Below are 26,875 nucleotides of genomic sequence, written 5' to 3' on the forward strand. Positions count from 1 at the left end.
CAGGCTCCGGTCAGCGGGTGGGGGTGATCGTCAGGGTCGCGCCGGGCTTGCCTGGTGTTGATGGCTTGCCGCTGGGGGTCGGTGTCCCGCTGGGAGCCGTGGTCGTCGGGCCGGCGGACGGGGTACCTGACGGCGGGATGGTGGCGGGGGCCGGTGGTGGTGCGAACGGCGCCTTGTCGGTGTCCTTGCAGTTCTCCGCGTCGGTGTAGCCGTCAGGGCTTTCCACCACCGTGGTCAGCGGAAAGGCGTTGCTGACCGTGTCCCGGTTGCCGTTGTCGCCGTAGGTCGTCGCGCAGTCCTGCAGCCGCAGGTTGACCGGGTTGCCCTCCTGGTCGTACAGGCGGGCCTTCAGCGGCTTGCCCTGCTCGTCGAACGGGTAGATGTTGTCGATCTGCTTGCCGTCCAGCGTCAGACCGGTCGGGGCGTAGGTGTTGCTGCCCGAGTCCCGGTAGCCGTTGCTGTACGGCGCGTTGTCGTACCAGTAGCCGGTGAACCCGAAGGCCAGCCAGGCGGGGACGATGATGGCGGCGACCAGGTTCAGCGGTACGACGTACCAGAGCCAGCGGCGGTCCTGCTGGGTCCTGCGGCCGATCCAGACCGACACGGCGGCCCCGGCCAGCGCCCCGACCACGGCGACGGCGGACGCACCGGACACGCCGAACAGCACGCCGCCGCCGACCAGGCCGCGGGCGACCCACCAGACCGGCTGGCCGATCGTGACGAGCTCGCGCCGGACGTTCGGCGGGATCTGGTCGACCATGCTGCGGATGGACTCGGCGGCCTTGCTGCCCCGGGGGGTCTGCAACACGATGCTCGGGTCGGCGCCATGCAGCGCTCGCACACCCAGGTACGCCGCGCCGCCCAGCGCGATCAGGCCGATGAACCCGAAGAACACCGTCTCCTCGGCACCGTTGAGCAGGCCGATGAGCAGGAAGAACGGTCCGACGACCGCAGCCACGATGCCCCAGCGCAACGCCGCCTCGGCGCCCGTCTTGAGCTTCGGCTGCGCCTTGGGAGGCGGGTAACCGGCCGCGGTACGGAGCTCGTCGGCGTACTGGCGGGGAGTGCCGAGGCGCTCCTGCAGCGCGGCTGCCGTCGGCTCCTCCTCGAACTCGGCGGCGACCTCGGTGAGGTGGCCCGTGACGTCTTCGAGGACATCGGCCAGCTCACCCGGCGGCAGATCGCTCAGCTCGGCCCTGACCTGCGCCAGATAGGTTGCGACCGGTCCGGTCAGAGTGCTGTTCACGCCGCCTCCTCCTCGAGCAGCAACACCGACATCGTGTCGGCGAAGTGGTTCCACGTCTTGGTGGACTCGGCGAGCAGATCCAGGCCGGTCTTGTTCAGCCCGTAGTACTTGCGATGCGGGCCTTCCTCGCTGGGCTGCACGTACGAGGTCAACGCCCCGGCCGCGAACAACCGCCGCAACGTCCCGTACACCGAAGCATCCGCGACATCCTCCAACCCGGCCGCCCGCAACCGGCGCAGTACGTCGTAGCCGTACCCGTCCGCCTCACGCAGCACCGCCAGGACAGCCAGATCGAGCACGCCCTTGAGCAGCTGACTCGGATCCATCGCCTCCACCACCTCCGCTAGGTGCACCGCAAGACCGGCCCCCTCAGACCGGCCCCGCGGTGCTCTGCCGACCACACTACTACACACTGTGGAGTACTACGCAATGCTGTTTGAACGCAGTGGGTGAGGAACGGGCACCCGACGTAGGAGCGGGCGTCGGAGGCTGCGTGGGACAACCACCTCACCCGGCGCCGACGATTGCGGTGAAAACGATCAAGTTTGGGGGGCGGGTTCGCGGGAGAGTGGGGGCATGGACTCGACGGATGTGTTTGCTGGGTTTGTTGCCGCGGTGGCGGAGAGTCTGGATGAGCCTGGGACCAGTGGTGGGGATCTGGCTGGGCGGGTGCATTTGTCGCGGTCGCATTGTGATCGGGTGATTGCGGCTGTTGCCGGGGAGTCGCCGTCTGCTTTCCGGCGGCGGTTGTTGCTCGAGCGGGCGGCGTACCGGTTGCTGGCTGGGGATGCCGGGGTGCTCGAGTTGGCGGTCGGGGCGGGGTACGGGTCGCATGAGGCTTTTACGCGGGCGTTCAGTCGGGCCTTCGGGATGTCGCCGAGGGAGTGGCGGCGGGAGGCGTCGCGGCGGTTTTTTCTGGCGGCGCCCAGCGGGGTTCATTTTCAGCCACCGGCAGGTCTTCGCCTGCCTGCGCAGAAGGAGACGAGAGGGATGGACGTACTGGTCAGGATGGTCGAGCACCACGTGTGGCTCACCGGTGAACTGATCGAGCGAGGCGGTCGGTTGCCGGCCGCGGAGCTGGACAAGCCGATCGAGTTGTCGGTGGAAGGGATCGACGACGACGTGTCGATCCGGTATCTGCTGGATCGGTTGGTCTGGCAGGAGGAGATGTGGCTGGCCTCGGTGGAGGACCGGCCGTTTCAGGTGCCGGAGTGTGGGCGTGAGGTGACTACGCCGATCGCTGAGTTGCGGAGCCGGCATGCCGATGCGGGTTCGCGGTTCGTAGCGTTGGTGAATCGGTTGAACGACGAGGGGCGTTTCGACGACAGCTTTGTCGATACGACGTGCGAGCCGCCGCGGGTGTTCAGCTACGGCGGGATGGTCGCGCACGTGCTCACCTTCGCCGCCCACCGCAGGTCACTGCTGGTCGGCGCCTTCGCCAGCGCAGGAATCGACGATCTCGGCTTCGGTGACCCGATGCAGTTCGTCGCCGACGGTGCGCCCAGCTGATAAGTCTGCCCGAGCCCTCACGAAGGCCTGTGAGCTCGCAACTCGGAAAGCCGGCAAGGGCCTACCCGATTGGCGTCGGTCAGCAAGGTCGAGTGGTTGCGTTGAGGTCGAACCGCGCGACGGAGGAGCGCAAAGTACTGGGTGGGTGGGAGTGGTCGAACGTGCGCGCGACGTAGGAGCGGGCGTCGGAGGCCGCGTGGGTGCTTGCCCGGCCCGTGGGGCGAGCGTTAGTTCTTTGAGTCGTGGAGGTTGGGGCGTTCGGTGGGGGTGTTGATGGTTACTTCGAGGGGGGTGGCGTTGGCGGCTGGTGGGGTGATCTTGCCGGCCGTGATCGGGAGGTTCAGTTTGCTGTTGGCGAGGTCGATGTCGATGGTGGCGCCGGTTTCGTTCGGGGTGGTCCATTCGGTGTCGCTCAGGGTCACTGCGAGGCCGAGGACGCGGCCCTTGGGGATGATCTCGTCCTGGGCTCGGAGTGGCACGGTGACGGTCGACCACTTGCCTGGGGTGAGCGGCTTCGGCTTGGCCGGGGAGTTGCTGTGGGCGGCGTCGACCCAGCCTCGGCTGACCAGGCCGTGGTCGCTCTTCGCGGTCTGCTTCTCGACCGTGAAGTAGCACGCGTCGTCGTAGTCGACGCTCTCTCCCTCGCAGGTGGAGTCGGTGGTCCGGCTGCTGCCGGAGTACCGCTGGGCCTCGCCGTACTCGACCAGGCGGGCGGTCACCGGCGTGGTCGAGGCGTCGGCCTTGATTCGTAGTGTCACCGTCGGGGTGCCGCTGACCCGGATCGCGGCCGGCAGTGGCGCGGACAGGAACATCTGCCGTCCGGCGATCTGCTCCGACGGGGTGGCGACGATGTCGTCCTCGGTCAGTGTCGGTTCGTCGGTGATGGTGACGGAGCCCTTGCCGAACACGCCGAGCTTGCCGGCTGACAACGGCACCGGCACGGTCTTCTGGGTGGCCGGCCAGGTCGTGTAGTTCGCCCACACGTCCGGCGCGGTCTCGACGGTCGCCATCGGCTCGCGCATCACGTTGTTCTGCAGGCCTTGCAGCCAGAAGTCGAACCACTGGTGCAGTTCGCTAACCCACTCCTTGCGGCGGAACTCGAACGGGTCGACGTGGTCTTCCAGGCCGAGCCAGATCTTCCGCGGCACCTTGTTCTTGCCGAGCTCGTTCCACCACTGGGCGAAGTGGTTGGTCTGGACGTTGTAGTCGCTCAGGCCGTGGGTCACGAAGACCGACGCCTTCACCTTGCCCGCGTCCTTCAGGTAGTCGCGCTCGTCCCAGAAATCCGTGTAGTCGCCGGTCTCGTCGTCGTCCTGTTCGCCCAGGTCGGCGCGGACGGCCGCACAGGCCGGCGTCTTGTGACCGACGTAGTCGGCGAGCCAGGGCATGTAGTCGACGGAGTACGGGACGCCGCCGGAGCGGGAGTAGTCGTACCACGAGGAGATCGCCGAGATCGGCACGATCGTCTTCAGCCCCTCGACCCCGGTCGCGGCGACACCGTTGGCCAGCGTGCCGTCGTACGACTTGCCGATCATGCCGACCGAGCCGGTGGTCCAGGTGGCAGTGACCGGGTCGCCGTCGCCGGTGTGGGCGGTGTTGCGGCCGTTCAGCCAGTCGATCACCGCGACCACCGAGGCGATCTCGTCGTTGCCGCCGACGTCCCCGCAGCCGGTGGAGCGGCTGGTCCCGACCACGTCGACGCCGACCACGGCGTACCCGCGCGGGACGAAGTAGTTGTCGTAGTACAGCGGCATCTTCTGGATGACGCCGTTCTCGTCGTAGGTCTTCTTCTCGCCCTCGTTGCCGCGGCCGCAGCAGGAGAAGTACGGCGAGGCGTCCATGATGACCGGGATCTTGCGGCCGGCCGCGGCGGTTTCGCGGGGCCGGACGATGTCGACCGCGATCACGTCGTTGGTGCCGTCGGAGTCGGTGTCCATCGTGGTGTCGACGTACACGGACTCGCGGATCGCGCCGGCGTAGTCGTAGACAGGCTGCGTACTACGCGTGCGCTGGTCAAGGTGGGACGGTACGGCGGCGGCCGTGCGCTGCGTGGGGCCCTCACTCGGGTCCGGGCCGGCGGCCTCAGTGCTCGACTGGCCCAAAGCCTGCTCGACGGCCTCCGTCGGCGGCGTCCGAGTCTCCGGCGTGGAGCTCTCCAGCGCCGACCCGTTCCGGTCCGCGAACGCTCCGCCGGCGTCGTCCGGCGCAGGCGCGGCCGCCGCGGTACCGGTGACGGTACCCAGGCACATCAGCGCGGCGGACGAGGCCAGGAGCAGACTCCTGGCACGGACGGTCGTCATGGCTGGGAAGGCTAGTCATTCCGGGGCCGCAAAGCCAGGTTCTGGAGACTTTGCCGCCTACATCACTGCCACGCACGGTGATGACCGCGCCACTTCCGATAGTGTGACCGCCACCCAGGGGGAGAAGCACAGAAGGTGGGTACGGCGATGAACCTGCGAGCACCGGTCACACTGCTTGATGTGGCGCAGCGGGCGGGCGTGTCCGTAGCGACCGCCTCACGAGTACTGAACGGCGGTGACCGGGTACCACGCCCGGAGCTGCAGGAACGCGTCCGGGACGCCGCCGCGGAGCTCGGCTACACGCCGAACGCGCAGGCGCAGGCGCTGGCGAAGTCGTCCACCAACGTGGTCGGCATCCTGGTCCACGACATCGAGGACCCGTACTTCGCGGCGATCGCGAACGGGGTGATGCGGGCCGCCGACGAGCGCGGCCTGCTGGTGATGATGGCGAGCACGTTCCGTGACTCCGACCGTGAGATTGCTTACCTCTCCTCGTTGCGCGCCCAGCGCGCCCGGGCGGCGGTGATGATCGGCTCCCGCCGGACCGACGCCGAGAGCCTGGCCCGGACGACGACCGAGGTCGAGACGTTCCTGAACTCCGGCGCCGGCCTCGCCCTGGTCAGCCAGTCCGGGATGCCGGCGCACACGATCGAGCCCGACAACCGGGCGGGTGCGGCCGAGCTGGCCCGGTCGCTGGTGGGTCAGGGGTTGCGCAAGTTCGGCGTACTGGGTGGGCCGGAAGGGCTGGCGACCGCGCGGGACCGGCGGGACGGGTTCGTCGAAGGGCTGGCCGAGTCGGGGCTGGAGCCGGTCGCAGTACAGGCTGGTGACTTCACTCGAGACGGTGGTCATGCGGCCGCGCTGGAGATCATCGCCGGGAAGGCGGATCTCGACTGCTTGTTCGCCGTCAACGACGTGATGGCGGTCGGTGCGATGTCGGCGCTGCGGGCCGAGGGGATCGACGTACCGGGGCAGCTCGGCGTGGCCGGGTTCGACGACATCGCGACGCTGCGGGACGTCTGGCCCGGGCTGACCACCGTGCGGCTGCCGCTGGAGCAGATGGGCCGCCGGGCGCTGGAGCTGGCGATCGAGGGTGGCGAGCCGCGGACCGAGACGTTCCCGGCCGAGGTCGTCCTGCGGGAGAGCACCCAGCGGCGCTGAGCCGGGAATCGGTGAATATGCTCGCGGAGTGACTGACTCCGCGCAGGTGTCCGAGATCTTCGACCCGTCGGCCTGGAAGCAGGTGGACGGGTTCGACCTGACCGACATCACCTATCACCGGGCGGTCGATGCCGGTGTGGTCCGGATCGCGTTCAACCGGCCCGAGGTGCGTAACGCGTTCCGGCCGCAGACCGTTGACGAGTTGTACCGGGTGCTCGACCATGCCCGGATGTCGACCGACGTCGGCTGCGTGCTGATCACCGGCAACGGGCCTTCCCCGCGCGACGGCGGCTGGGCGTTCTGCTCCGGAGGCGATCAGCGGATCCGGGGCAAGGACGGGTACAAGTACGCCGAGGGCACCACGGCCGACACGATCGACCCGGCCAAGGCGGGCCGGTTGCACATTCTCGAGGTGCAGCGGCTGATCCGGTTCATGTCGAAGGTGGTCATCTGCGTCGTACCGGGCTGGGCGGCCGGTGGCGGGCACAGTTTGCATGTCGTCTGCGATCTGACGCTGGCGTCGGCCGAGCATGCGCGGTTCAAGCAGACCGATGCGGATGTGGCGTCGTTCGACGGGGGTTTCGGGTCGGCGTACCTGGCTCGGCAGGTGGGGCAGAAGTTCGCTCGGGAGATCTTCTTCCTGGGTGATGAGTACTCCGCCGAGGACGCGTACCGGATGGGCATGGTCAACAAGGTCGTGCCGCACGCCGAGCTGGAAGCCGTCGCGCTGGAGTGGGGCAAGAAGATCTGCGCGAAGTCGCCGACCGCGCAGCGGATGCTGAAGTACTCGTTCAACCTGATCGACGACGGGCTGGTCGGGCAGCAGATCTTCGCCGGTGAGGCGACCCGGCTGGCCTACGGCACCGACGAGGCGGCCGAGGGCCGCGACTCGTTCCTGGAGAAGCGGCCGGCCGACTGGTCTGACTATCCCTACGCGTTCTGACGCGCCTTAGTGGGCGACGCCGTACAAACGATCACCGGCGTCGCCCAGGCCCGGCACGATGTAGCCCTTCTCGTTCAGGTGGGAGTCCATCCCGGCGATGACGAGCGTGCAGGGGACGTCCAGGTCGGCGAGCTCGCGTTCGATCCGCTCGACGCCCTCGGGGGCCGCGAGGATGCAGATCGCGGTGATGTGGTCGGCGCCGCGGTCGACCAGGAACTGGATCGCGACGGCCAGCGTGCCGCCGGTGGCCAGCATCGGGTCGAGCACGTAGCACTGCCGGCCGTGCAGGTCTTCGGGCAGCCGTTCGGCGTACGTCGAGGCGCTCAGCGTCTCCTCGTTGCGGATCATTCCGAGGAAGCCCACCTCGGCCGTCGGCAGCAGCCGGGTCATCCCCTCCAGCATGCCCAGACCGGCCCGCAGGATCGGTACGACGAGCGGCTTCGGTGACGCCAGCTTGATCCCCTCGGCCTCGGCGACCGGCGTGGTGACCGTGACCGGGCCGGTCCGGACGTCCCGGGTCGCCTCGTACGCGAGCAGCGTGACCAGCTCCTCGGTCAGCCGCCGGAAAGTCGGCGAATCCGTCCGCTCGTCCCGCAGCGCGGTGAGCTTGTGGGCGACGAGCGGGTGGTCCACGACGAGGATCTGCATGCCGCGAACGGTACCGTCGGCGATTCGCTGCCGGGAAGCAAGCCCGCTGTTAGCGTGGATACCGCAGTCGATTTAGGTCAGCCGGCCCCCGCCCCGGGGCGCCTCTCCCGAACCGACGAGGACGGTGCCGCCGTGCCCGAGACAGCGCCCGAAACTGTGCCCGAGAAGACCGGCAAGTCACCCGAGCAGCTCGACCGCCTCCGCCGCCGCGCCGCCTTCCTCCGCGAACTGGAGGAAGCCCGCGCCCTCCGGGACCGGATCGCCCCGCGCCGGGCCCGGGTCCGCCAGCTCCGCGCCGCCATGCGCCGCGCCACCTACCACCACTGAGTGGGTAACAGAAAGGGAAAAAGCGGTAAAAAAGAGAAAACTGGGTCAGGAGTCTGCGACCATGCAAAGGTGTCCGATCCCACGGCTGGGCCGATGACCACCACCGAACTCGACTTCGCGGTTGCTGCCTACACCGAGGACGGGGACTGGCAGGTCGCCCCACTGGTACTGCGGGGCGAACCCGATCTGTCCGCGCTCGTCTCGGCGCTGCGCCGGTACCCCGGGGATTCCGGCGTGATCGGGATGATCTCGGTGGACGAGGACTTCTTCGTGCTGCTCCGGGTGGTCGGCGGCCGGGCCCGGTTGCTGCTGTCCGACGTCACCGCCGCCACCGAGTGGCCGCTGGCCAAGGAGGTCGTCGACGAGCTCGGCATCCCGCTGGCCGATGACGACGACGAGCAGGTCCCGGCCGGCGATCTCGGCATCATCTCCGACCTGGGGATGAGCGCGATGGATCTGGGCGCCCTGATCGACGACGTCGACCTGTACCCCGAGGAGATGCTCGAGGAGATCGCCGACGTGCTCGGGTTCGGCAACCAGTTCCACGAGGCGATCGAAGCTCTTGGCTAACCCCGCACACCGGGCCTGGGCCCAGCTGATGGGTCTGGCCCTGGAAGAGGCCGAGCTGGCGCGCGGCAGCGCCGACGTACCGATCGGTGCTGTCATCGTGGACGCCGAGGCGCGGGTGATCGGGCGCGGGCACAACGAGCGGGAGGCGACCGGGGATCCCACCGCTCATGCCGAGGTGCTGGCGATCCGCCGGGCGGCCGAGCGGGTCGGCGAGTGGCGGCTCACCGGCTGCACCCTGGTCGTCACGCTGGAGCCCTGCACGATGTGCGCGGGCGCGATCGTGCTGTCCCGGCTGGACCGGCTGGTGTTCGCGGCGTACGACGAAAAGGCGGGCGCCGTCGGCTCGTTGTGGGACGTCGTCCGGGACCGCAGACTGAACCACCGGCCCGAAGTCATCGGCGGTGTGATGGCCGACGAAGCGGGTGCGCGGCTCCGCGATTTCTTCACAGGCCATAGGTCTTGATAGCCTCTGCGGCGGTGGCGTGTCCGAGCGGCCGAAGGAGCGCGCCTCGAAAGCGCGTGAAGGGCAACCCCCTTCCGAGGGTTCAAATCCCTCCGCCACCGCCATGAGTCGGCTGGGTTCCGCACGAAGTGTGGGACCCAGCCGACTCATATCGAATGCTGTGGGATTTGGGAGGAGCCTGCGACGGTTCCCTCCGCCACCGCCAACCACCTTCGGGTGGTAGTTACGCCGGAGACCCTGATGCTGTGTGATGCGTCAGGGTCTCCGTTCTTTTCTCACCGGATTCGGCTCCGTGGCGATGATTCGTTGCCGGAGGCACGGCTCCACTAAACTGCAGCCCCCGACCCGAGAGGGCCGCTGTGGACGTATCCCAAATGGACCGGATCTTGCTGGCCGGCGCCGCGGTGCTGCTGGTGGCGATCATCGCCGTCCGGTTCTCCGGCCGGCTCGGCCTGCCCTCGCTGCTGATCTATCTCGCGATGGGGCTGATGCTGGGCGAGTCCGGGGCGGGGATCCAGTTCGAGGACGCCGGGCTCGCGCACGCGCTCGGGTTTGCCGCGCTGGTGATCATCCTGATCGAGGGCGGTCTGACCACCCGGTGGAACGAGGTCCGTCCGGTGCTGCCGATGGGCATCGTGCTGGCGACCGTCGGCGTGGCGGTCAGCGTGGGAGTCGTTGCCTGCTTCGCGCACTTCATCCTCGGCTTCGACTGGCAGATCTCGATCCTGCTGGGTGCCGTCACGTCGCCGACGGACGCCGCCGCGGTCTTCTCCGTCCTCCGCCGCGTCCCGATCCGGCCGCGGATCCGGGGGATGCTCGAGGCCGAGTCCGGGCTCAACGACGCCCCGACGGTGCTCCTGGTGACTCTGGTGAGCACTGGCGGCTTCAAGGAGCACGGCCTGCCGTACTTCGCCGGCCTGGTCCTCTACGAGCTCGTGATCGGTGCTGTGTTCGGCCTGGTGGTCGGCTGGGCGGCCGTCGGCCTGATCCGCCGGGTCGCGCTCGGCTCCGCCGGTCTGTACCCGCTCGCCATCGTCGCCCTCTGCTTCCTCTCGTACGCCGGTGGCACGGTCCTGCTGCACGTTTCGGGGTTCGCCGCGGTCTACGTGACCAGCCTGGTCCTCGGCCGCGCGGAGCTGCCACACCGGCTGGCGACCAAGTCGTTCGTCGACGGGATCGCCTGGCTGGCCCAGATCGGGCTGTTCGTGATGCTCGGCCTGCTCGCGTCGCCGGGGCGGATCCGGCTGAACGACCTACTGCTGGCCCTGGTGATCGGGATCGCGGTCACCGTGGTCGGGCGGTTCGCGGCGGTGACGTTGTCGGTGTCCTGGTTCCGGGTGCCGTGGCGGGAGCAGACGTTCATCGGCTGGGCCGGGCTGCGCGGCGCGGTACCGATCGTGCTCGCGACGATCCCGTTGGCGAACGAGGTGCCGCAGGCGGACCGGGTGTTCGACGTGGTCTTCGTCCTCGTGCTGGTGTTCACGCTGCTCCAGGGCCCGTCGCTGCCGTGGCTGGCGAAGCGCCTCGGGGTGCTCGACGACAACGCGGCCCACGAGGTGGACATCGACGTGGCGCCGCTGGAGTCGCTGGGCGCCGACATGCTCCAGGTGCTGATCCCGAGCGAGTCCCGGCTGTCCGGCGTCGAGATCGGCGAGCTGCGGCTGCCGCCGGGGGTGTCGGTCTCGCTGGTGATCCGCGAAAAGCGAGCCTTCGTCCCCGAGAACCGGTCCGTACTACGGGCCGGCGACGCCGTCCTGGTCGTCGCCCCCACCGCAGTACGGGAGCAGACGATCCGCCGCCTCCGCGCGGTCAGCAGGGCCGGCCGCCTGGCCGGTTGGTTCGGCGAACGCGGCCGCGAACAGCAGTAGGACTCAGCCTGGGTTCTGGCCGGAGGGGACGGGCTGGGTCGGGCGGATGCTGGGCAGGCAGAGGGTGGTGTTCTTGGCGAGCGGGACTGAGAGGATCGGCTGCGGGCGCAGTCCCGGGTAGCCCTCGCCGACGACCAGGTCGACGGTGTGGTCGGGGCGGGCGTCGGCGATGGCCTTCACCTTGCCGTTCACCTGACTGGCGACCAGTTTCATCTCCGGGCCGTTGGCCTCCGTGCCGCGCAGTGCGACGCCGGTGACCTTGTCACCCTTGGGCTCGTTCGCGATCTTGTTGACGTGAAAACCGCGCTTGGTCAGCACCGCGGCCACTGCCCGCGCCGTACCGGCCTTGGCGCCGCCGTTGTAGACGTTCACCACCACCTGCTTCGTGGTGAGCCGGTCGTTCGGCATCAGCGTCTCGACGCAGTTCTGCTCGGCGCTGCTCTGGGTCAGCGAGTTCCAGCCCCACCAGGCCCCGCCGACCAGCACCCCCAGCAGCACCACCATCGTGATGGGCGTCCGCCAGTGGATCCGCGAGTGCGGTCGCGGTTGTGGCTGGAGTGCGCTCATCTGATAGTCCCCCGACTCATCTCTACTCCACGACCAGTACCCGCGCGTGCAGAACCAAACGCTGCTGCAAAGCCGCCCGCAGGGCGCGGTGCAGGCCGTCCTCCAGGTACATCTCACCCTTGAACTCGACCACGTGCGCGAACAGGTCGCCGTAGAAGGTGGAGTCCTCGTCGAGCAGCGCGTTGAGGTCGAGAGTGCCCTTGGTCGTGACGAGCTGGTCGAGCCGCACCTGCCGCGGGGGCAGCACGGACCAGTCCTTCGGCTTGTACCCGTGGTCCGGGTAAGGCCGTTCCTCGCCGACGCGCTTGAAGATCACCCACGGAAGTCTAGCCGGGTGTGAGGGTCGGCGAGAGGTCAGGAATGTCACCGGGAAAGTTGGCCCGGCCGTACAACCTTTGGCCGGTGCCGGGCGTCTCATCAGGATAAGCACTAGTAGGGGGAGAAAAATGAGAACTCTGACCCGTTGGGGCGCCGGTCTGGCCACCCTCGTGGTGGCGGTCGCCGGGACGACGATTCCGGCCGAAGCGCTCACCGTGACCCAGGCCAAGACGGCCCAGGCCCGGCTGAACAAACTCGGCTGTACGTCCGGCCCCGTCGACGGCAAGATCGGTGCGATGACCCAGGCGGCCACCGTCCGGTTCCAGTCGGCCAACCTGCTGAGCCAGACCGGTTCGCTGAACAGTACGACGTACCGGCGGTTGCTGGCCTCGACGGCCAAGCGCTGCGACATCCGCCCGGTACCGACCCGGACCGGGAGCGGCCGCCGGATCGTGATCAGCCAGGGACAGAACTGGGTCTGGCTGGTCGACGGGCGGAACCGGATCGTTCGCCAGGGCGGCATGATCGACAACCCGACGTACCTGAAGCCGGGCACCTACACGAGCGGTGTGAAGTGCGGCCGGGCGGCCCGGATCAGGAAGAACACCGACGGGGGCCGCCTGTACCTGAACAACTTCGTCCGGTTCGCGCCCTGCGGGATCGGCTTCCACCAGATCCCGACGTACAAGACCAACGGCGCGCAGATCCACCAGGACTGGCTGCTCGGGACCAACTACCGGGCGTCGCACGGCTGCATCCGGGTGTCGGCGGCGATGTCGGCCACCATCTGGAACTTCGCCGCGACGGCGACCCGGGTGGTCGTCATCCGCTGAGGTTCGCAGTACTGCGATGTGCCCCGGCGTGAGGTTCACCCAACCCCACTCCCGGGGCACCTAGTGCCTCGTGCCCAATGTTCTTCGGCGCTTGCGGCGCCCAGGCACGCACCTCGCGGTGCTTGACGAGCATCCACGATGCTTCGCATCGAGGAAACTCCTCAAGCACCGCGATGCACGCACCTTGACACCGCAATCACTCGAACAACATCGGGCACGAGGCACTAGCATGCCGAGCGCAGGGGACCGAGTTTCTTCGTTCGTTCGAGAGGCACGCTGAGATGGCCGAGACAGCCGATGTCGTGGAGACCGTCAAGCAGGGGTACGCGTTCGAAGGGCCGGCGATCGAGCTCGGCGCCCTGCTGGTGGACGGTACGCCGAACCCCGCGGCGGCGGTCCGGATCCCGCTCTCGATGGTGAACCGGCACGGCCTGGTCGCGGGTGCCACCGGTACCGGCAAGACGAAGACGCTGCAACTGATGGCCGAGCAGCTCTCGGCGGCCGGTGTCGCCGTGTTCGCGGCCGACATCAAGGGCGACCTGTCCGGTATCTCGCAGCCCGGTCAGGAGAGCGAGAAACTGCTGGCCCGGACCACGTCGATCGGTCAGGAGTGGTCGGCGACCGGCGTCCCGACGGAGTTCTACGCGCTCGGCGGGCAGGGCACCGGCGTACCGATCCGGGCCACGATCACCTCGTTCGGTCCGGTCCTGCTGTCCAAGGTGCTCGGGCTGAACGACGTGCAGGAATCCTCGCTCGGACTGATCTTCCACTACGCGGACAAGCACGGCCTGACGCTGCTGGATCTCAAGGACCTGCGCGCGGTCATCGCGCACCTGACCAGCGACGAGGGCAAGGGCGACCTGAAGGAGCTCGGCGGGCTGTCCGCGGCGACCGCCGGGGTGATCCTGCGGTCGCTGATCGGGTTCGCGGACCAGGGAGCCGACGCGTTCTTCGGCGAGCCGGAGTTCGACACGGCCGACCTGCTGCAGCAGCGCGACGACGGCAAGGGTGTCGTCTCCCTGCTCGAGTTGCCGAACCTGCAGGACCGGCCGGCGTTGTTCTCGACCTTCCTGATGTGGCTGCTGGCCGACCTGTACCACGACCTGCCCGAGGTGGGCGACGTGGACAAGCCGAAGCTGGTGTTCTTCTTCGACGAGGCGCACCTGCTCTTCGCGGACGCCTCCAAGGCGTTCCTGGACTCGATCGCGCAGACCGTCCGGCTGATCCGGTCGAAGGGCGTCGGCGTCTTCTTCGTCACCCAGACCCCGAAGGACGTGCCGGACGACATCCTGGCGCAGCTCGGGTCGCGGGTGCAGCACCAGTTGCGCGCGCACACCCCGAACGACGCGAAGGCGCTGAAGGCGACCGTGTCGACCTTCCCGAACTCGTCGTACGACCTCGCCGAGGTGCTGACCCAGCTCGGTATCGGCGAGGCGGTCGTGACGGTGATGAACGAGAAGGGCGCACCGACGCCGGTCGCGTGGACGCGGTTGCGGGCCCCGCAGTCGTTGATGGCGCCGGCCACCGCCGAGCAGTTGACGGCCTCGGTGCAGGGGTCGGCCGGCAACGCGAAGTACACCGCGGTGGTCGATCGCGAGTCGGCGTACGAGAAGCTCGCGGCGCGGGTGCAGGCCGGTGCCGAACAGGCCGAGGCCGAGGCCGAGAACGCTCCGCAACCGAAGGCGGCGCCGGCTCCGCGGGCGCAGAAGCAGGAGAAGTCGATGGTCGAGCAGGTGGTCGGCTCGTCGGCCTTCAAGCAGTTCGCCCGCTCGGCCGGCCGGGAGATCATCCGTGGTCTCTTCGGCGCCGCCCGCCGCAAGCGCTGAGACCGCGGTACCAGGCGCGTCGATCATTGATTCTTGATCAAACGATCGAATTCTGAACGACCTATTTCGTTTCCAACTGGTTATCGACACCGCGCCGTCGCGGATTGGGACCGGCCCCTCACTCGTCGTACCGTGAGAGGTAATGGTTGCGCACAGTAGGCGAGCGGTACGGTCCTGGGCGCTGTGGACGCTCTCGGTCCCGGCGCTCGGCATGGTGCTGCTCGTCGACCTGGGAGCGATCGCGTACGCCGTCCAGGCGTTCTCCGAGCTGCCGTCGTGGCGCGGGCTCGACATCGTCTTCGCGCTGACCGTTTCGGCGCTGATCTCGGTCGAGGGTGCCCGCCGGGTCGAGAGCCGTCGCCGCAAGGGCGGCGCGCTGCACAAGGACCTCGGGCCGGCCTGGACGATCGCGGCCGCCCTGGTCCTGCATCCGGCGCTGGCCATCCTGGTCGCGCTGCTGCTGCGGATCTGGTGGCGAATCCGGGCCGGCAAGTGCATTCCGTACCGCTGGGCCTTCTCCACCTCGGTCCACGTGCTCGCGATCGGCGCCGCACACGCCGTCTACCTGTCCGCTCGCGACCTCGCCGGCAGCAGTGACCTCGGCCTGGTCGTCGCGATGGCCGGTGGAGCGGTCGCGTACGCCGCGGCCGACACCCTGCTCTGCGGGCTGGCGATCTCGTTGATCGTGCCGGGCAGCAACCGGCAGGACACGGTCGGCGGCAAGGACGACCTGTGCGTCGACGCGACGGCCGGGACGCTCGGCTGCCTGCTCGCGGCGGCGATGCTGGTCAGCCCGTGGTTCGCGTTCGTGGCGATCCCGATCACGCTGACCGCCCAGCGCGCCCTGCTGTTCGGCCAGCTGGAGTCCGAGGCACAGACCGACCCGAAGACCAGCCTCGGCCGGGTCGACTGGTGGCGCCGCCGGACCGAGGAGATGCTGCGCACGTCGCGCGCGCAGCGCGAGTCGATGGCCGTGCTGCTCATCGACATCGACCACTTCAAACAGGTCAACGACCGGCACGGGCACCTGGTCGGCGACGAGGCGCTCCGCGCGGTGGCCACCATCCTGCGTTCGGCGATCCGGACGAAGGACGTGATCGGCCGGTTCGGTGGCGAGGAGTTCGTCATCGCACTGCCCGACACCGGTCTCGACGACGCCACTGTGACGGCGGACCGGCTGCGCTCCGCGGTGGCCTCGAGTCCGCTCGCGGCGATGTGCGCCGGCGTACTGGATGATCCCGACCTGGATCCGGACACGTTCCGGCTGACCGTGTCCATCGGCGTCGCGGTCTACCCCTCCGACGGCAGCACCCTCGACGACCTGCTGCTGCGGGCGGACCGAGCCATGTACGCCGCCAAGGCCGCCGGCCGCGATCGGGTCCGCCTGGCCGCCGACACGCTCGCCGACCCCAAGGCCGGCTTCAGCCTCAACCGCTCATCCGGTACGCCGGGCCTGCCGCGCCCTACCCCGGCCGACCTTCAGGACCGGGTAGAACTCTCCAGGGACCGGTAGAACCTTTTCCCGACGGCTCGCGTCTTCTGCTGTGAGTGGCTGGAACGACGGGAGAACGGATGCAGCGGTCGGTGAGCCGCGATGAGGACTTCACGGCCTTCGTGCTGGCCAGATCCGCGCGCTTGGTGCACTTCGCGCGGATGCTGTGCGGCGACGCCGGGCTGGCGGAGGACCTGGTGCAGACGGCGCTGGAGAAGGCGTACCTGCGCTGGGACCGGATCGAGCTCGGCGACCCCTTCGCGTACGTCCGGCAGGCGGTCGTCAACCAGCATCTGTCCTGGATCCGGCGCCGGCTGTGGCGGGAGCGGCCGAGTGGCGGAACCGCCGAGCTCGACGACGAGTTCGGTGCGCCGCCGCCAGGCCGGATGGCGGCCGACCCGCTCGGAAGGGTTGAGCACCGGCTCGCGATCGCCGGCGCGCTGGCGACGCTGAGCAGAAGGGAGCGGGCAGTGGTGGTGCTGCGGTACGTCGAGGACCTGACCGAGGCGCAGACCGCGGCCACGCTCGGAGTCGCGCTCGGGACGGTGAAGAGTACGAACGCCCGGGCATTGCAGAAGCTGCGTGCCGCCCCCGAGCTGAGTGACCGCTACGTGGGAGAACAGGCATGAACGACGACGACCTGCGCGAGGCGCTGAGGCCGCCGGCCGGCATCGAACCACTCGACCCGGCGACTGTGATCGCCGGTGCGCGACGCCGCCGCAAGCGAACCCTGGCAACCGGCGGCGCGGCAGCGGTCGCGGTACTGGCTGTGGTTGGTGCCGTCAGTGTGTTCGGTGGGACGCGGCCGACCGGAAGTCCGGTGGTCGAACAGCCGAAACCTTCAGTCAGTACTCCGAAGCCGTCGCGCGCTGCTACACCGAAACCGAACGTGCCCGCTCTGGTGGCGCTGTGCAAGTCAGCGCTCAGGCGGGACCAGACGCTGGCGCTGGGGTCGACGGCGGCCATGCAGGCGTTGCTGCCAACCTCACAGGGCGTCCTGGTAGTAATTGCCGATAGCAAGCATTGGGCAGCCTGTGACAGCGGTTACCGGCCCGAGATGTCCGTGCGGGAACCTGGCATGGTCGAGCGGCCGGCGATCTCGGACACGGATGCCTTCGCCGTGGCGAACAACGAACTGACCAAGGCGGGCAAGACCTTCGACTACTACTGGGCCGCGGGGTTGCTGCCGGCCGGGGTGACGGCCGTCAGGTACACCTTCCCTGGCGGAAGTTCCGTCGATGCGATCGTGAGCGGACGGTATTGGTTGATGCAGCACTCGGTGCTTCTGCCTGGGCCGCGGACGTCGGTCAGTCCGGAGCGCGTCAGAGTGCAGTTGCTCGGAGCGAACGGCGCGGTCCTGAAGAAGTTCGCGCTGAAGCCGGGCGAGCAGACCTGCGCGCAGATCACCCACGGTTGCTGACGCGGGCAGAACCCTTTCGGCCTGGATCGCGTCCTTCAGCCCGACAGCAGGAAAAACTTGCGGAGGGCAACAGATGAAGAAGAACGTGGTCAAGCAACTGGCGGTGACGGGACTGGCGGTGGTGGCCGTCGCCGGAGTCGCGCTCGCGGCCGCCGCCGCGGCGAACAGCTCACCCGACAGCCCCGCAGCGGCGCAGGCCGGCGGCCCGGACCCATCCACCCCGGCCCCACCCACAACGGATCTCGCCACCCCGGTGCCGCCCGCAACGGATCTGGCCACGCCGGCTCCGCCCGCAACGGGCCTGGCCACGCCGACCCCGCCCGGAACTGAGCCGGCAACGCCGGCGCCGTCGACTGTCCGGCAGGGTACGTCGACGCTCCCGTTGGGTGTTCCGGCGCGGCCGCGGGAGAAGCCGCTCCCGAAGGATGCGGTCAAGGCCTGCCAGGAATTGCTGGGGACCCAGGAGCAGCAACTTCGCCCCGCCAAGGTGACTGCTCGACTGGACGCCGAGCCCGGCACGGTTCTGGTGCTTGCCGATAGCAATCATTGGGCCGCCTGCAACACGGCGTACGCGCGTCACAACGGCCAAGGCTCCCTGCGGCAGCCCGCGAAGATCTCGACGCCCGCCGCGACCGCCGAGACCTTCGCCGTGGCGAACAACCTCATCCCGATGAAGGGCAAGGAGTACGACTTCTACTGGGCCGCGGGCAGACTGCCTTCCGGGGTCGCGAAGATCGCCTACAAGTTCCCGGACGGCACCACCACCCAGGCTGTCGTCCAGGGTGACTACTGGTTGATGCAGCACCGCGCGACGAAACCCTACGCCGCGGTCGCCAATCGCGCGAAGATCAAGGTGACGCTGCAGCGCGCAAACGGCTCGGTGCTGAAGGAGTTCCACCTCATCTGGGGCGACGAGACCTGCTCGCAGATCTCACACGGTTGCTGACACACTCAGACACAGAGTCGCCGCTCTTCGGGCGCCGAGGTCAGCAGGCGCCGAAGGTCCCTGCGCTGACCCAGGCCTTGGAGACATACATGCCGGCGTGGACGCGGAGCCAGATGTTGGTGGTGCCCTGGGAGCCGGTGACGCTCTGGCCGGTGGTCTGGCACTCGACTGTCACCTGGGCCGACTTGCCCGCCATCCCCACGATCGCGCCGGTGGAGCTCGCGGCGTTGCGGATGTTCAGATAGCCCGACGAGATCGAGACGGTGCCGCGGCCGCCGTCACCGGTCCACAGATAGGTCACGTCGACCCAGGAGTTGTCGGTGAGCTTCAGACCGTCCCAGAACGTGCCGTCCGCCAGGTCGATGCCGGCCGGGTTCGCGACCGTGCGGCCGAACTGGTCCTTCCCGCCGTTGTAACCGCTCTGGTACGCCGCCTGCGCTTCCGGCCGGCCCTGCGGAAGGTCCTTCCACATCTCCCGGATGGCCGCCGGGTTCCAGTAGTCGTCCTTGGTGTTCCACGGCCCGACATCCCAGACCGGCTCGAACGCGCACCGGCTCGCAGTACAGACCTTGACCGAGTAGTTGCCCGAGCCGTTGCTCGCCAGGCCCCGGCGAGACGGCAGTGCGACGAAGTGGTCGCGGCTGACGATCACGTGCCCGTTGGCCGTCGTACCGCCGACCAGACCTTCTCGGGTCGCGAACACCCGCGATTTCAGCGGAGCGGCCTGGATCGCCATCCGGCTCGGGTCTGCCTGGCCGGTGGGGCGCACACTGACGTCACCGACCCACGGGCTGCCGCCCTGCGGTGGCGCGATCACGATGATCCTGAGCTGAACCTGGTCACTGGCCGCCGGCAACGCGGTCGGCTGTCCCGCCTTCGCAGGGGTCCACTCCGACCACCTGTCCCTGACGAGAGCCCGTACGTCGACCTCAGCCGTCGACCGGTCCGGCGTACCGGCGGTGTAGTCGACGACGACGGCTGAGGTTGCCGCGGCGAACCGGACCGGGTCGAGGTTCGCGATGCCGGAGCGCTGACGAACCTCGGCCGACCCCGTTGACGCGGGGGCGTCGCCGAGGATGATCCGCCGGCCGTCGACGCGGACGTTGGTCGAGCCGTCGACGGGCTGGGCGGCCACGGCCACGGGGTGGACGGTGCCGGCCGAGCTGGGCCCGGCCGCAACGGTGAGTGGGGCGACGGTGAGGGCCGCGGCAAGACAGGCGGCGGTTCGAACCTTGGTGGTGATACGCATGACTACCTCCGGGGCGGTGAGGTCACCGGGCGCACACCCGGTGCAACCCAATGTGACAAACAAACTGCCCTTCTGTATAGCTTGTGAATAAATTTCTTCCGGCCAATCGGTGACAGAACAGAACCTAAGCGGTGACCCAGCGGGTTTAACGGGTGTGACAGAGGCAGAGGAGATTCGATGACCCGGACCGCGGACGCCGACTTCGAGCGGTTCGTGCAGGCCCAGTCGACCCAGTTGCTCCGCTTCGCGGAGATGCTGTGCGGGGATCGGCACGCGGCCGAGGATCTCGTTCAGCAAGCGTTGATGCGGTCCTATCCGAAGTGGCACCGGCTGGACGGTGACCCGCTGCGCTACGTACGCCGGGTGCTGGTCAACCGGTTCCTCTCCGCGGCCCGCCGGCACTGGTCCAACGAAGTACCGAGTGATCCGGTCGACAACGACTGGGATCGCCGCGAGGTCGCCGACTTCTCCGCGGAAGTGCAGACCAGGGAAGCCGTGCTCGCCGCACTGGCCGGTCTGACCGTTCGTGAACGAGCCGTGGTCGCGCTGCGCTACTCGCAGGACCTCTCCGAGGCCGAGACCGCCGAGTTGCTCGGCATGGCCGTCGGGACCGTCAAGAGCACCGCGTCGCGGGCTCTGGCCAAGTTGCGTCTGGCACCCGACCTGATGGACACCACCGTTGGAGGAAAAGCATGACTGACGAGCAGCGGGTGCGCAGCGCGCTCGAGTACGACCTGGATCCCTGGCAGCCCGACCCGGCCGACCTGATGCGTCGCGGCCGCCGGTTCGCCTGGCTCCGCCGTGGACTGGCCGCGGCGGGCGTGACTGCCCTCGCCGGCACTGTCGCAACAGTGTCCGCCGCAGTCGGGGGACCTGGTGATGTCCGCAACCTCCTGGCTGGTGACGGCAAGCCGCCGGCCCCGATCGAGGTGCCCATCGCCACCCCCACCGCGATCCCGACCTGCCTGCCGATTGCGAAGCCCACCCTGCCGGGGAAGCCCTCGCTGCCGACCGCGATGCCGACGCTGCCGCCGGTCCCGACGCCGTCGCTGCCGGGCAAGCCGGGCAAGCCGGGCAAGCCGACTCTGCCGCCGGTGCCGACCGCGAAGCGGACGCTGCCGGGCAAGCCCACGCTCCCGCCGGTACCGACGCCGTCGCTGCCAGGCAAGCCGACCCTGCCGCCGGTCCCGACCACCAAGCCGACGCTCCCCGGCAAGCCGACTCTGCCGTCGGTCCCGACGGCGAAGCCGACCCTGCCGGGCAAGCCCACGCTGCCGCCGGTACCGACACCGTCGCTGCCGGGCAAGCCGGGTACGCCGACTCTGCCGCCGGTGCCGACCACCAAGCCGACGCTTCCGGGCAAGCCCTCGCTGCCGACCGCCAACCCGACCCTGCCGGGCAAGCCGACCCTCCCGCCAGTACCGACGCCGTCCATGTCGGGTAAGCCGCAGCTCCCGCCCTGCGTGCAGCTGCCGGAGCCGACAGCAACACCGTCCCTCCCAGGCAAGCCGGGCAAGCCGACGCTCCCGCCCGTACCGACGCCGTCCCTGCCGGGCAAGCCGACCCTGCCGCCGGTCCCGACCACCAAGCCGACGCTGCCGGGCAAGCCCTCCCTGCCGACCGCCAACCCGACCCTCCCGTCGGTACCGCCCACTACGCCGACCCTGCCGAAGCCGAGCTGGCCCACCACCACCCCGACCTGGCCAGGCAAGCCCACCCCCTCGTTGCCCACCGGTTTCCCCTCCCCCTCCGGTAGGTAGCCCCTGGTCCACCGGCGAGTAGAGCGATTCGACCTCTACTCGCCGGTGGCCCCATCTGCCAGTTCGCGGGCGATGTCCAACTGACCCGTGTGCCGGGCGTACTCCTGCAACACGTGGAAGAGAATCCAGTTCAGCGTCGGCGGTTCGCCCTCAGCCCCGAACCGCCCACCTCGCGCGGCCTTCGCCGCCAGGTCACCCGTCACAATCTCCCGGGTCCGCTCGCCACCGGCTCGCAACGCCGCCAGTAGGTCGTCGAGGTTGTCGCCCGGCTCCAGTCGCCAGGGCGCGTCCTCGACTCCCGAGTCGCCCCACGGCCGCTCGACCTGCTCGGCCAGGAAGCCCCAGCGCAACCAGCGCCGCTCCATGAAGACTAGGTGCTTCAACAGCTCCATTGGTGACCAGCAGGATGGGAGCCGGCTGGTCACGAGCTCCACCTCGCTCAGCCCGGACAGCTTCCGTTCCACCGTCTCGCGGTAGTAGTCCAGCCAGGCCAGATGGAGCTCGCGGGTGTCGGCCAGTTGGTCGTCCGGAAGCATCACAGGCCCCGTAGGTACTCGGCTGTCTTGTCGTCGGCCGGGAAGAACGACTCGATCATGAGTTCCGAGACCGTCACGTCCAGCGGGGTGCCGAAGGTCGCGATCGTGGTCAGGAACGACAACTCGTGACCGTCCCGGCGCAGTTTCATCGGTACGACGACCTCGGCCGCCGCCGCGAGGTCGGTGCGCTCGCCGCCGGGGTACCCGCGCAGTTCTTCGTACAGGTCCTGGAGGTCGGGATCCGCCGTGCTGGCGACCTGCCGGTGCAGCGTCGTCAGCACGCTCGTGCGGACCTCGGGGAGGTTGGTGATCCGCGGCGCCAGCCCGTCGGGGTGCAGGGTGAGCCGCAGTGCGTTGAGCGGTGGTTTGAGCAGCTCGTCGGAGACCTCTTCGGTGAAGAGCTTCAGAGCGGCGTTCCCCTCGACGATGTTCCACCAGCGATCGACGACCAGCGCCGGGTACGGGTCGTGGGCCTTGAGCAACCGCCGGAGCGCGGCCCGGATCGCCAGCATCGCGGGCGAGTGCAGCGAGGCCTCGGAGTAGATCGGCGCGTAGCCGGCCGCGAGCAGCAACTGGTTGCGGTCCCGCAGCGGTACGTCGAGATGCTCGGCCAGCCGCAGCACCATCTCGCGACTCGGCTTGGAGCGGCCCGTCTCGACGAAGCTCACGTGCCGGGTGGACACCTCCACCTGGTTGGCCAGGTCCAGTTGGCTGAGCCGGCGGCGTTCCCGCCAGCCCCGCAACAGCTCGCCCACCGGGCGCTGGAACGTCTCGTCGATCATCGCGGTCATGTCACGACCGTAACCGCTGAGGTGGTCACCCTCATTACCTGTGACGTCATCGACCCCGGCGGGATCCGGCGGCAGGCTTCTGGTCATCGAGCAGCACCGAAACCGAGGAGAAACACCATGAACGCCAGCACTCTCGCCGGTCAGTACATCGCGATGTGGAACGAGGCCGACGCCGGGGCCCGGGCCGCCATACTTGAGCAGATCTGGTCCGCCGACGGCGTCTTCGTCGACCCGACCTTCGAGGTCAACGGCCGCGACGGGCTGTCAAAGACGGTCGAGACCGCGCACCAGATGTTCCCCGGCTACGCCTTCTCGCTCACCGGCGAGGTCACGGAACACCACAACCGGATCCGCTGGACGTGGCACCTGGCCGCCGACGGTCAGGAGCCGGTGGCCGGTGGCACCGATGTCGTCACGCTCGACGGCAGCGGCCAGATCAGCGAGGTGATCGGCTTCCTCGACTTCGCCCCCGCGCACTGATCCGAGGGTCGGCTCAGGGTCGGTCTACGACTATTGACGGACCGGGCAGACCGACTGATGGGGGATGCCCGGTCACCTGCTCCGGAACTTAGGGTCGAGCTCATGGAAAAACGTTGGAAACAAGGGCTTTCTGCCGTACTGGTTGCCGCTGGCACCATCGGCGTACTGGTACCGGGAACGGCGTCGGCCGCTGAGCCGGCGCCGATCAAGTGGACCGCGTGCCGGCCGGGTGGCATCGAGCAGTGCGGCAAGCTGACCGTCCCGCTGGACTGGTCGAAGCCGACCGGCGCCAAGACGGAGATCTACGTCGCGCGGGTCCCGGCCAATGACCAAGCGCGCAAGCTCGGCTCATTGACCTTCAACCCCGGCGGTCCCGGTGGCGCCGGGGCCTCGATCTTCGCGGCAGGGCTGGCCGATCAGGTGTTCCCCGGCTATCGCGAGCGCTACGACCTGGTCAGTTTCGACCCACGCGGTACGGGCAGCAGTACTGCGCTCAACTGCGGCCCGGTCCTGCGTCCCGGCGTACCGGTGTTCCCGAAGAACCAGGCGGAGTACGACGCGATGGTCGCCTCCAGCCGCGCGACCGGGGAGCAGTGTCTCAAGCAGCACGGCGACCTGATGCGCAATCTGGACACCCGCACGGTCGCCCGCGACATGGACGCCATCCGGGCAGCGCTGGGCGAGGACAAACTCGACTTCATCGGCCTGTCCTACGGCTCCTACCTCGGTACGACGTACGCGCAGCTCTTCCCGCGGCGCGTCGGCCGGATGGTGCTGGACGGGATCGTCGACCACGCGCAGGGCTCGAAGCGGTTCATGCTCGACGAGGCGAGGGAGATGGAGGACACCTTCGACCGCTTCGCCGCGTGGTGTGACAAGGACGCCGACTGCGCACTGCACGGGCAGGACGTCGGGGCGGTCTGGGACAAGCTGACCGCCAAGGCCGACAAGACTCCTCTGCCGGTGCCCGATCACGCGCCCGTCACCGGCGACACGATGCGGTTGACGCTGCCCACTTTGCTGCCCAGGACGGACTTCTTCGGTGATCCCTGGTCGGCGCTCGCCGAGGGCATCGCCAAAGCGGTGAAGGGCGATGGGTCGCTGTTCGCCTCGACGAGTTACCTCGCCAACTACGAAACGGCGTACGCGGCCGTGTCGTGTATGGACTTCCCGGGTGAGCTGAAGGGGTACGCCGATGCGAAGGCGCGCCTCGCTCGCGCCAAGGCGGTGGCGCCGCGAGTCGGTGCGGCCGTCGAGGGCTGGGTGATGGCCGCCGCTTGTTCCGGCTGGCCGGTCAAGCCGAGCAACCCGTGGCAGCCGACGCCGGTGAAGGACGCTCCGCCGATCCTCATCACGTCGACCACGCACGACCCGGCCACTCCGGTCAGCAATGCTTACGGCTTGGCCCGTCAGCTTCGCGGCAGCCGCTTGCTGGTCGCGGACGCGGTCGGCCACACGGCGTACCTGAACGCCGCTTGTGCGCGGGATGTCATCGGCAGGTTCTTGCTCGACGGGCAACTCCCGCCGAGACGTTCTACCTGCTCATAGCCCAGGTGCCCGGACCGCTGCCACTCACCAACCCCTCACTTGGCCGGCTGCGCCGGCCTCGGCCACGCGTAGCTGGTCGGACAGTGGGCGGTGCTGGCCAGGTTTGAGAGTGGGGGCGGTCCGGGTCATTCGGTGACAGCGTCGAGGACCCGGCGGCAGCGTTCCGGGTCCTCGGTGAGGCCGACGTTGAGGCCCCAGAGCCAGTAGTCGACGGTTCGGAAGACGACCCAGTTGCGCGCTCGCTCCGGCTCGAGCTCTGCCTCGCGGATCAGGGTGGCGAGGTGCTCGCGGATTTCGGCACCGTCCGCCATCTCGTCCACGCGGGTCCAGAGGATCCGGGCCAGGTCGCAGTCGGGATCGCCTCGGTACAGCACCGGATCGACCACGAGCCACGGTTCGCGGGCGCCGCGCAGTACCTGCTCGGCGTGGAAGTCACCGTTGGCGGCCAGATTCGAACTGGTCTCGGCGAGCTGGGGAGCGATCGCGAGGGCCTCGGTCAGCAGGGTTGGTTCGAAGGGACGGCCGAGACGCTGCCACGCGGGTTCGAGCTCGGGCGCCCGGGCGCTCACGTTGGCCGCGGTCGACGGGACATCCGGGGGAGCCGGGACGGCCAGGCGGCGCATCAGCCGGCCGAGCACGACCATCGACTCGCCGACCGGGTCGTTGAGCAGCGAACTACCGAGTCGCTCCAGCAACAGGGCTCCGTGCGCGACATCGGCGTCGTACAGCCGGACCGTTCCGCGGCCGTCCCACCAGCGCAGCGCACGGGCGTGCTCGGCGAGGTCGGGTCCGGGCAGACTCATGCGCAGTACCAGCGGCTGCCCTGCCCGGCTGACCGGTACTGCGATCGCGTTCGACCCGTGAGCCACCGGGCCGTCGAGTTCGAGCCCCCATCGGTCGCACTGCCGGTCGACGGCTCTGGGCAGGCCGGCCAGCCAGTCCTCGCCTCCCGACCACCAGCGCGGCATCGCCAGGAAGGTCTCGGGCAGCTCGATCATTCGGTCAACCGTAGTGGGTTGGGTGGGTGTTTGGCCTCCCAGTTCTGCGCCGGGCGGACCATGATGTGATCCATGGGCGGACAGTGGAGGGACGGGGAATGAGCAATCTGCAGTTCGATCCGCAGGTCTCGCGGCAGATCGAATCGGTCTACACGACCCCGGACGTGGTCGAGCAGCGCCGGGTGGTCCGGACCGCGCTCGCGCTCCGGCCCGGTGACCGGGTGCTCGACGTCGGCGTCGGACCGGGACTGCTGGCCGCCGAGATGGCCGCCGAGGTCGGCCCGGACGGGCGGGTCTGTGGGATCGACATCAGCGACAGCATGCTGGCGATCGCGAGCACCCGCGCCAAGGTGCCCGACGGCCCGGAGGTCGAACTGGAGCTCGGGTCCGCCGACCGGATCCCGCACGGCGCCGAGAGCTTCGACGTGGTCGTCTCCACCCAGGTCTTCGAGTACCTCGACGACGTACCGGGCGCTCTCAACGAGATCCGCCGGGTACTACGCCCTGCCGGGCGCGTGATCCTGCTGGACACCGACTGGGACTCGATCGTCTGGCGCTCGTCGGATGACGCCCGGATGGCCCGCGTCATGACCGCTTTCGAAGAACACCTGGAAGACCCACACCTCCCCCGAACCCTCGGCGACGCCCTCGACAAAGCAGGTTTCACCGTGACCCACCGCCAGGTGGTCCCGATGCTCAACGTCGGCTACGACGCCCGCACCTACAGCGCCGGCCTGATCGACATCGTCGAAGCCTTCGTCCCCGGCCGCGCCAAAGTCACCGAACAAGAAGCCACCGCCTGGGCCACCGACCTCCGCAACCTGGCGGCAAGCTACTTCTTCAGCCTCAACCGCTACCTTTTCGTAGCCTCAGCTCTTTAACAGCAACAAGCAGTCCCATGTAGGTGCCGGGCGCTGTGGCTGCAGGCGGTGAGACGGCCAGGGGCGGGCGTACCGTGGGATACGCCCGCCGCCGTCGGTCGTTCTCCCGCCCCTCAGTGGGAGAACTCGCGGCTCGGTGAGCACCACCCATGCCCGAATGGGGCCGACCGAACCGCGGGACCCTCTACTCGTACC

At 68.9% G+C, this 26,875-nt stretch carries 28 protein-coding genes and 1 tRNA gene; 19 read left to right on the forward strand and 10 right to left on the reverse strand.

Annotation, left to right across the window (positions count from 1 at the left end; genetic code table 11):
* Positions 1 to 10 precede the first annotated feature (10 nt).
* Both ACQPYM_RS01795 and ACQPYM_RS01800 read right to left on the reverse strand, forming a co-directional pair.
* Positions 11 to 1,246: a DUF1700 domain-containing protein gene (locus ACQPYM_RS01795; protein WP_433013699.1), complete on the reverse strand. Its 1,236-nt coding sequence runs from the start codon at positions 1,244 to 1,246 to the stop codon at positions 11 to 13.
* Complete coding sequence (locus tag ACQPYM_RS01800; protein ID WP_433013702.1) at positions 1,243 to 1,572, reverse strand: PadR family transcriptional regulator; 330 nt, start codon at positions 1,570 to 1,572, stop codon at positions 1,243 to 1,245. The genes ACQPYM_RS01795 and ACQPYM_RS01800 overlap by 4 nt, the downstream gene beginning before the upstream one ends.
* Before the next feature lie 250 nt (positions 1,573 to 1,822).
* Between ACQPYM_RS01800 and ACQPYM_RS01805 the strand changes: the two genes are divergently transcribed.
* Positions 1,823 to 2,755 carry a helix-turn-helix domain-containing protein gene (locus ACQPYM_RS01805; RefSeq protein WP_433013705.1) on the forward strand — a complete coding sequence of 311 codons (933 nt, stop codon included), beginning with the start codon at positions 1,823 to 1,825 and terminating at the stop codon, positions 2,753 to 2,755.
* Between the two features lie 227 nt (positions 2,756 to 2,982).
* Here the strand turns inward: ACQPYM_RS01805 and ACQPYM_RS01810 are convergent, their stop codons facing one another.
* Complete coding sequence (locus tag ACQPYM_RS01810) at positions 2,983 to 5,055, reverse strand: Xaa-Pro dipeptidyl-peptidase (RefSeq protein ID WP_433013708.1); 2,073 nt, start codon at positions 5,053 to 5,055, stop codon at positions 2,983 to 2,985.
* Positions 5,056 to 5,202: 147 nt separating this feature from the next.
* On the opposite strand from ACQPYM_RS01810, the gene ACQPYM_RS01815 reads away from it, so the two are divergent.
* Together ACQPYM_RS01815 and ACQPYM_RS01820 are read left to right on the forward strand one after the other, a co-directional pair.
* The gene (locus tag ACQPYM_RS01815; protein ID WP_433013711.1) at positions 5,203 to 6,216 is read left to right on the forward strand and encodes a LacI family DNA-binding transcriptional regulator; all 1,014 of its coding nucleotides are present in this window, start codon (positions 5,203 to 5,205) and stop codon (positions 6,214 to 6,216) included.
* Between the two features lie 28 nt (positions 6,217 to 6,244).
* Positions 6,245 to 7,159: a 1,4-dihydroxy-2-naphthoyl-CoA synthase gene (locus ACQPYM_RS01820; protein WP_433013714.1), complete on the forward strand. Its 915-nt coding sequence runs from the start codon at positions 6,245 to 6,247 to the stop codon at positions 7,157 to 7,159.
* A gap of 6 nt (positions 7,160 to 7,165) precedes the next feature.
* On the opposite strand, the gene upp is transcribed toward ACQPYM_RS01820, so the two are convergent.
* Positions 7,166 to 7,807 (reverse strand): uracil phosphoribosyltransferase, encoded by a 642-nt coding sequence (gene upp, locus ACQPYM_RS01825; protein WP_433013717.1) that lies wholly within the window; start codon positions 7,805 to 7,807, stop codon positions 7,166 to 7,168.
* A gap of 132 nt (positions 7,808 to 7,939) precedes the next feature.
* Between upp and ACQPYM_RS01830 the strand changes: the two genes are divergently transcribed.
* The 5 genes from ACQPYM_RS01830 (at position 7,940) to ACQPYM_RS01850 (ending at position 11,035) form a co-directional block, all read left to right on the forward strand.
* Positions 7,940 to 8,134, forward strand: coding sequence for a hypothetical protein (locus ACQPYM_RS01830; RefSeq protein ID WP_360275939.1), 195 nt, complete (start codon positions 7,940 to 7,942; stop codon positions 8,132 to 8,134).
* Positions 8,135 to 8,203: 69 nt separating this feature from the next.
* The gene (locus tag ACQPYM_RS01835) at positions 8,204 to 8,704 is read left to right on the forward strand and encodes a tRNA adenosine deaminase-associated protein (RefSeq protein ID WP_433013721.1); all 501 of its coding nucleotides are present in this window, start codon (positions 8,204 to 8,206) and stop codon (positions 8,702 to 8,704) included.
* Between the two features lie 28 nt (positions 8,705 to 8,732).
* Complete coding sequence (tadA, locus tag ACQPYM_RS01840; protein WP_433023158.1) at positions 8,733 to 9,167, forward strand: tRNA adenosine(34) deaminase TadA; 435 nt, start codon at positions 8,733 to 8,735, stop codon at positions 9,165 to 9,167.
* Positions 9,168 to 9,180: 13 nt separating this feature from the next.
* Positions 9,181 to 9,271: transfer RNA gene (locus ACQPYM_RS01845), tRNA-Ser, on the forward strand.
* A gap of 270 nt (positions 9,272 to 9,541) precedes the next feature.
* Positions 9,542 to 11,035: a potassium/proton antiporter gene (locus tag ACQPYM_RS01850; RefSeq protein WP_433013724.1), complete on the forward strand. Its 1,494-nt coding sequence runs from the start codon at positions 9,542 to 9,544 to the stop codon at positions 11,033 to 11,035.
* A gap of 3 nt (positions 11,036 to 11,038) precedes the next feature.
* Here ACQPYM_RS01850 and ACQPYM_RS01855 read toward each other — a convergent pair whose 3' ends face one another.
* Positions 11,039 to 11,602 carry a LytR C-terminal domain-containing protein gene (locus tag ACQPYM_RS01855; protein WP_433013727.1) on the reverse strand — a complete coding sequence of 188 codons (564 nt, stop codon included), beginning with the start codon at positions 11,600 to 11,602 and terminating at the stop codon, positions 11,039 to 11,041.
* Between the two features lie 22 nt (positions 11,603 to 11,624).
* Positions 11,625 to 11,918 carry a type II toxin-antitoxin system VapB family antitoxin gene (locus tag ACQPYM_RS01860; protein ID WP_132288237.1) on the reverse strand — a complete coding sequence of 98 codons (294 nt, stop codon included), beginning with the start codon at positions 11,916 to 11,918 and terminating at the stop codon, positions 11,625 to 11,627.
* A gap of 130 nt (positions 11,919 to 12,048) precedes the next feature.
* Here ACQPYM_RS01860 and ACQPYM_RS01865 point away from each other — a divergent pair, with 130 nt between their 5' ends.
* The 6 genes from ACQPYM_RS01865 (at position 12,049) to ACQPYM_RS01890 (ending at position 18,437) form a co-directional block, all read left to right on the forward strand.
* Positions 12,049 to 12,753, forward strand: coding sequence for a L,D-transpeptidase family protein (locus ACQPYM_RS01865; RefSeq protein ID WP_433013730.1), 705 nt, complete (start codon positions 12,049 to 12,051; stop codon positions 12,751 to 12,753).
* Positions 12,754 to 13,034: 281 nt separating this feature from the next.
* Positions 13,035 to 14,579, forward strand: a complete 1,545-nt coding sequence (locus tag ACQPYM_RS01870; RefSeq protein ID WP_433013733.1) for a helicase HerA-like domain-containing protein — start codon at positions 13,035 to 13,037, stop codon at positions 14,577 to 14,579.
* A 142-nt stretch (positions 14,580 to 14,721) separates the two neighbouring features.
* On the forward strand, positions 14,722 to 16,092 hold the full coding sequence (locus tag ACQPYM_RS01875) for a diguanylate cyclase (protein ID WP_433013737.1): 1,371 nt from the start codon (positions 14,722 to 14,724) through the stop codon (positions 16,090 to 16,092).
* A 71-nt stretch (positions 16,093 to 16,163) separates the two neighbouring features.
* Positions 16,164 to 16,700, forward strand: coding sequence for a SigE family RNA polymerase sigma factor (locus ACQPYM_RS01880; protein ID WP_433013740.1), 537 nt, complete (start codon positions 16,164 to 16,166; stop codon positions 16,698 to 16,700).
* On the forward strand, positions 16,697 to 17,491 hold the full coding sequence (locus ACQPYM_RS01885) for a hypothetical protein (protein ID WP_433013743.1): 795 nt from the start codon (positions 16,697 to 16,699) through the stop codon (positions 17,489 to 17,491). Before ACQPYM_RS01880 ends, ACQPYM_RS01885 begins: the two co-directional genes overlap by 4 nt.
* 73 nt (positions 17,492 to 17,564) lie before the next feature.
* On the forward strand, positions 17,565 to 18,437 hold the full coding sequence (locus ACQPYM_RS01890) for a hypothetical protein (RefSeq protein ID WP_433013746.1): 873 nt from the start codon (positions 17,565 to 17,567) through the stop codon (positions 18,435 to 18,437).
* A gap of 40 nt (positions 18,438 to 18,477) precedes the next feature.
* Here ACQPYM_RS01890 and ACQPYM_RS01895 read toward each other — a convergent pair whose 3' ends face one another.
* A complete protein-coding gene (locus ACQPYM_RS01895) occupies positions 18,478 to 19,686 on the reverse strand; it encodes a hypothetical protein (protein ID WP_433013749.1) in 1,209 nt (402 codons plus the stop codon).
* A gap of 177 nt (positions 19,687 to 19,863) precedes the next feature.
* Between ACQPYM_RS01895 and ACQPYM_RS01900 the strand changes: the two genes are divergently transcribed.
* Both ACQPYM_RS01900 and ACQPYM_RS01905 read left to right on the forward strand, forming a co-directional pair.
* Positions 19,864 to 20,382 (forward strand): SigE family RNA polymerase sigma factor, encoded by a 519-nt coding sequence (locus ACQPYM_RS01900; protein WP_433013752.1) that lies wholly within the window; start codon positions 19,864 to 19,866, stop codon positions 20,380 to 20,382.
* A complete protein-coding gene (locus tag ACQPYM_RS01905) occupies positions 20,379 to 21,446 on the forward strand; it encodes a hypothetical protein (protein ID WP_433013755.1) in 1,068 nt (355 codons plus the stop codon). Before ACQPYM_RS01900 ends, ACQPYM_RS01905 begins: the two co-directional genes overlap by 4 nt.
* Positions 21,447 to 21,481: 35 nt before the next feature.
* On the opposite strand, the gene ACQPYM_RS01910 is transcribed toward ACQPYM_RS01905, so the two are convergent.
* Together ACQPYM_RS01910 and ACQPYM_RS01915 are read right to left on the reverse strand one after the other, a co-directional pair.
* Complete coding sequence (locus ACQPYM_RS01910) at positions 21,482 to 21,982, reverse strand: DinB family protein (protein ID WP_433013758.1); 501 nt, start codon at positions 21,980 to 21,982, stop codon at positions 21,482 to 21,484.
* The gene (locus ACQPYM_RS01915) at positions 21,982 to 22,773 is read right to left on the reverse strand and encodes a helix-turn-helix domain-containing protein (protein WP_433013761.1); all 792 of its coding nucleotides are present in this window, start codon (positions 22,771 to 22,773) and stop codon (positions 21,982 to 21,984) included. The genes ACQPYM_RS01910 and ACQPYM_RS01915 overlap by 1 nt, the downstream gene beginning before the upstream one ends.
* A gap of 117 nt (positions 22,774 to 22,890) precedes the next feature.
* On the opposite strand from ACQPYM_RS01915, the gene ACQPYM_RS01920 reads away from it, so the two are divergent.
* Both ACQPYM_RS01920 and ACQPYM_RS01925 read left to right on the forward strand, forming a co-directional pair.
* Positions 22,891 to 23,253 (forward strand): nuclear transport factor 2 family protein, encoded by a 363-nt coding sequence (locus tag ACQPYM_RS01920; protein ID WP_433013764.1) that lies wholly within the window; start codon positions 22,891 to 22,893, stop codon positions 23,251 to 23,253.
* 102 nt (positions 23,254 to 23,355) lie between these two features.
* A complete protein-coding gene (locus tag ACQPYM_RS01925; RefSeq protein ID WP_433013767.1) occupies positions 23,356 to 24,801 on the forward strand; it encodes an alpha/beta hydrolase in 1,446 nt (481 codons plus the stop codon).
* A 125-nt stretch (positions 24,802 to 24,926) separates the two neighbouring features.
* Here ACQPYM_RS01925 and ACQPYM_RS01930 read toward each other — a convergent pair whose 3' ends face one another.
* Positions 24,927 to 25,799, reverse strand: a complete 873-nt coding sequence (locus ACQPYM_RS01930) for an aminoglycoside phosphotransferase family protein (RefSeq protein WP_433013770.1) — start codon at positions 25,797 to 25,799, stop codon at positions 24,927 to 24,929.
* A gap of 98 nt (positions 25,800 to 25,897) precedes the next feature.
* Here ACQPYM_RS01930 and ACQPYM_RS01935 point away from each other — a divergent pair, with 98 nt between their 5' ends.
* Positions 25,898 to 26,680, forward strand: a complete 783-nt coding sequence (locus ACQPYM_RS01935; RefSeq protein WP_433013773.1) for a methyltransferase domain-containing protein — start codon at positions 25,898 to 25,900, stop codon at positions 26,678 to 26,680.
* Positions 26,681 to 26,875: the final 195 nt, after the last annotated feature.

Origin of the sequence: Kribbella sp. CA-294648, assembly GCF_050943845.1 — a bacterium.
GTDB lineage: Bacteria > Actinomycetota > Actinomycetes > Propionibacteriales > Kribbellaceae > Kribbella.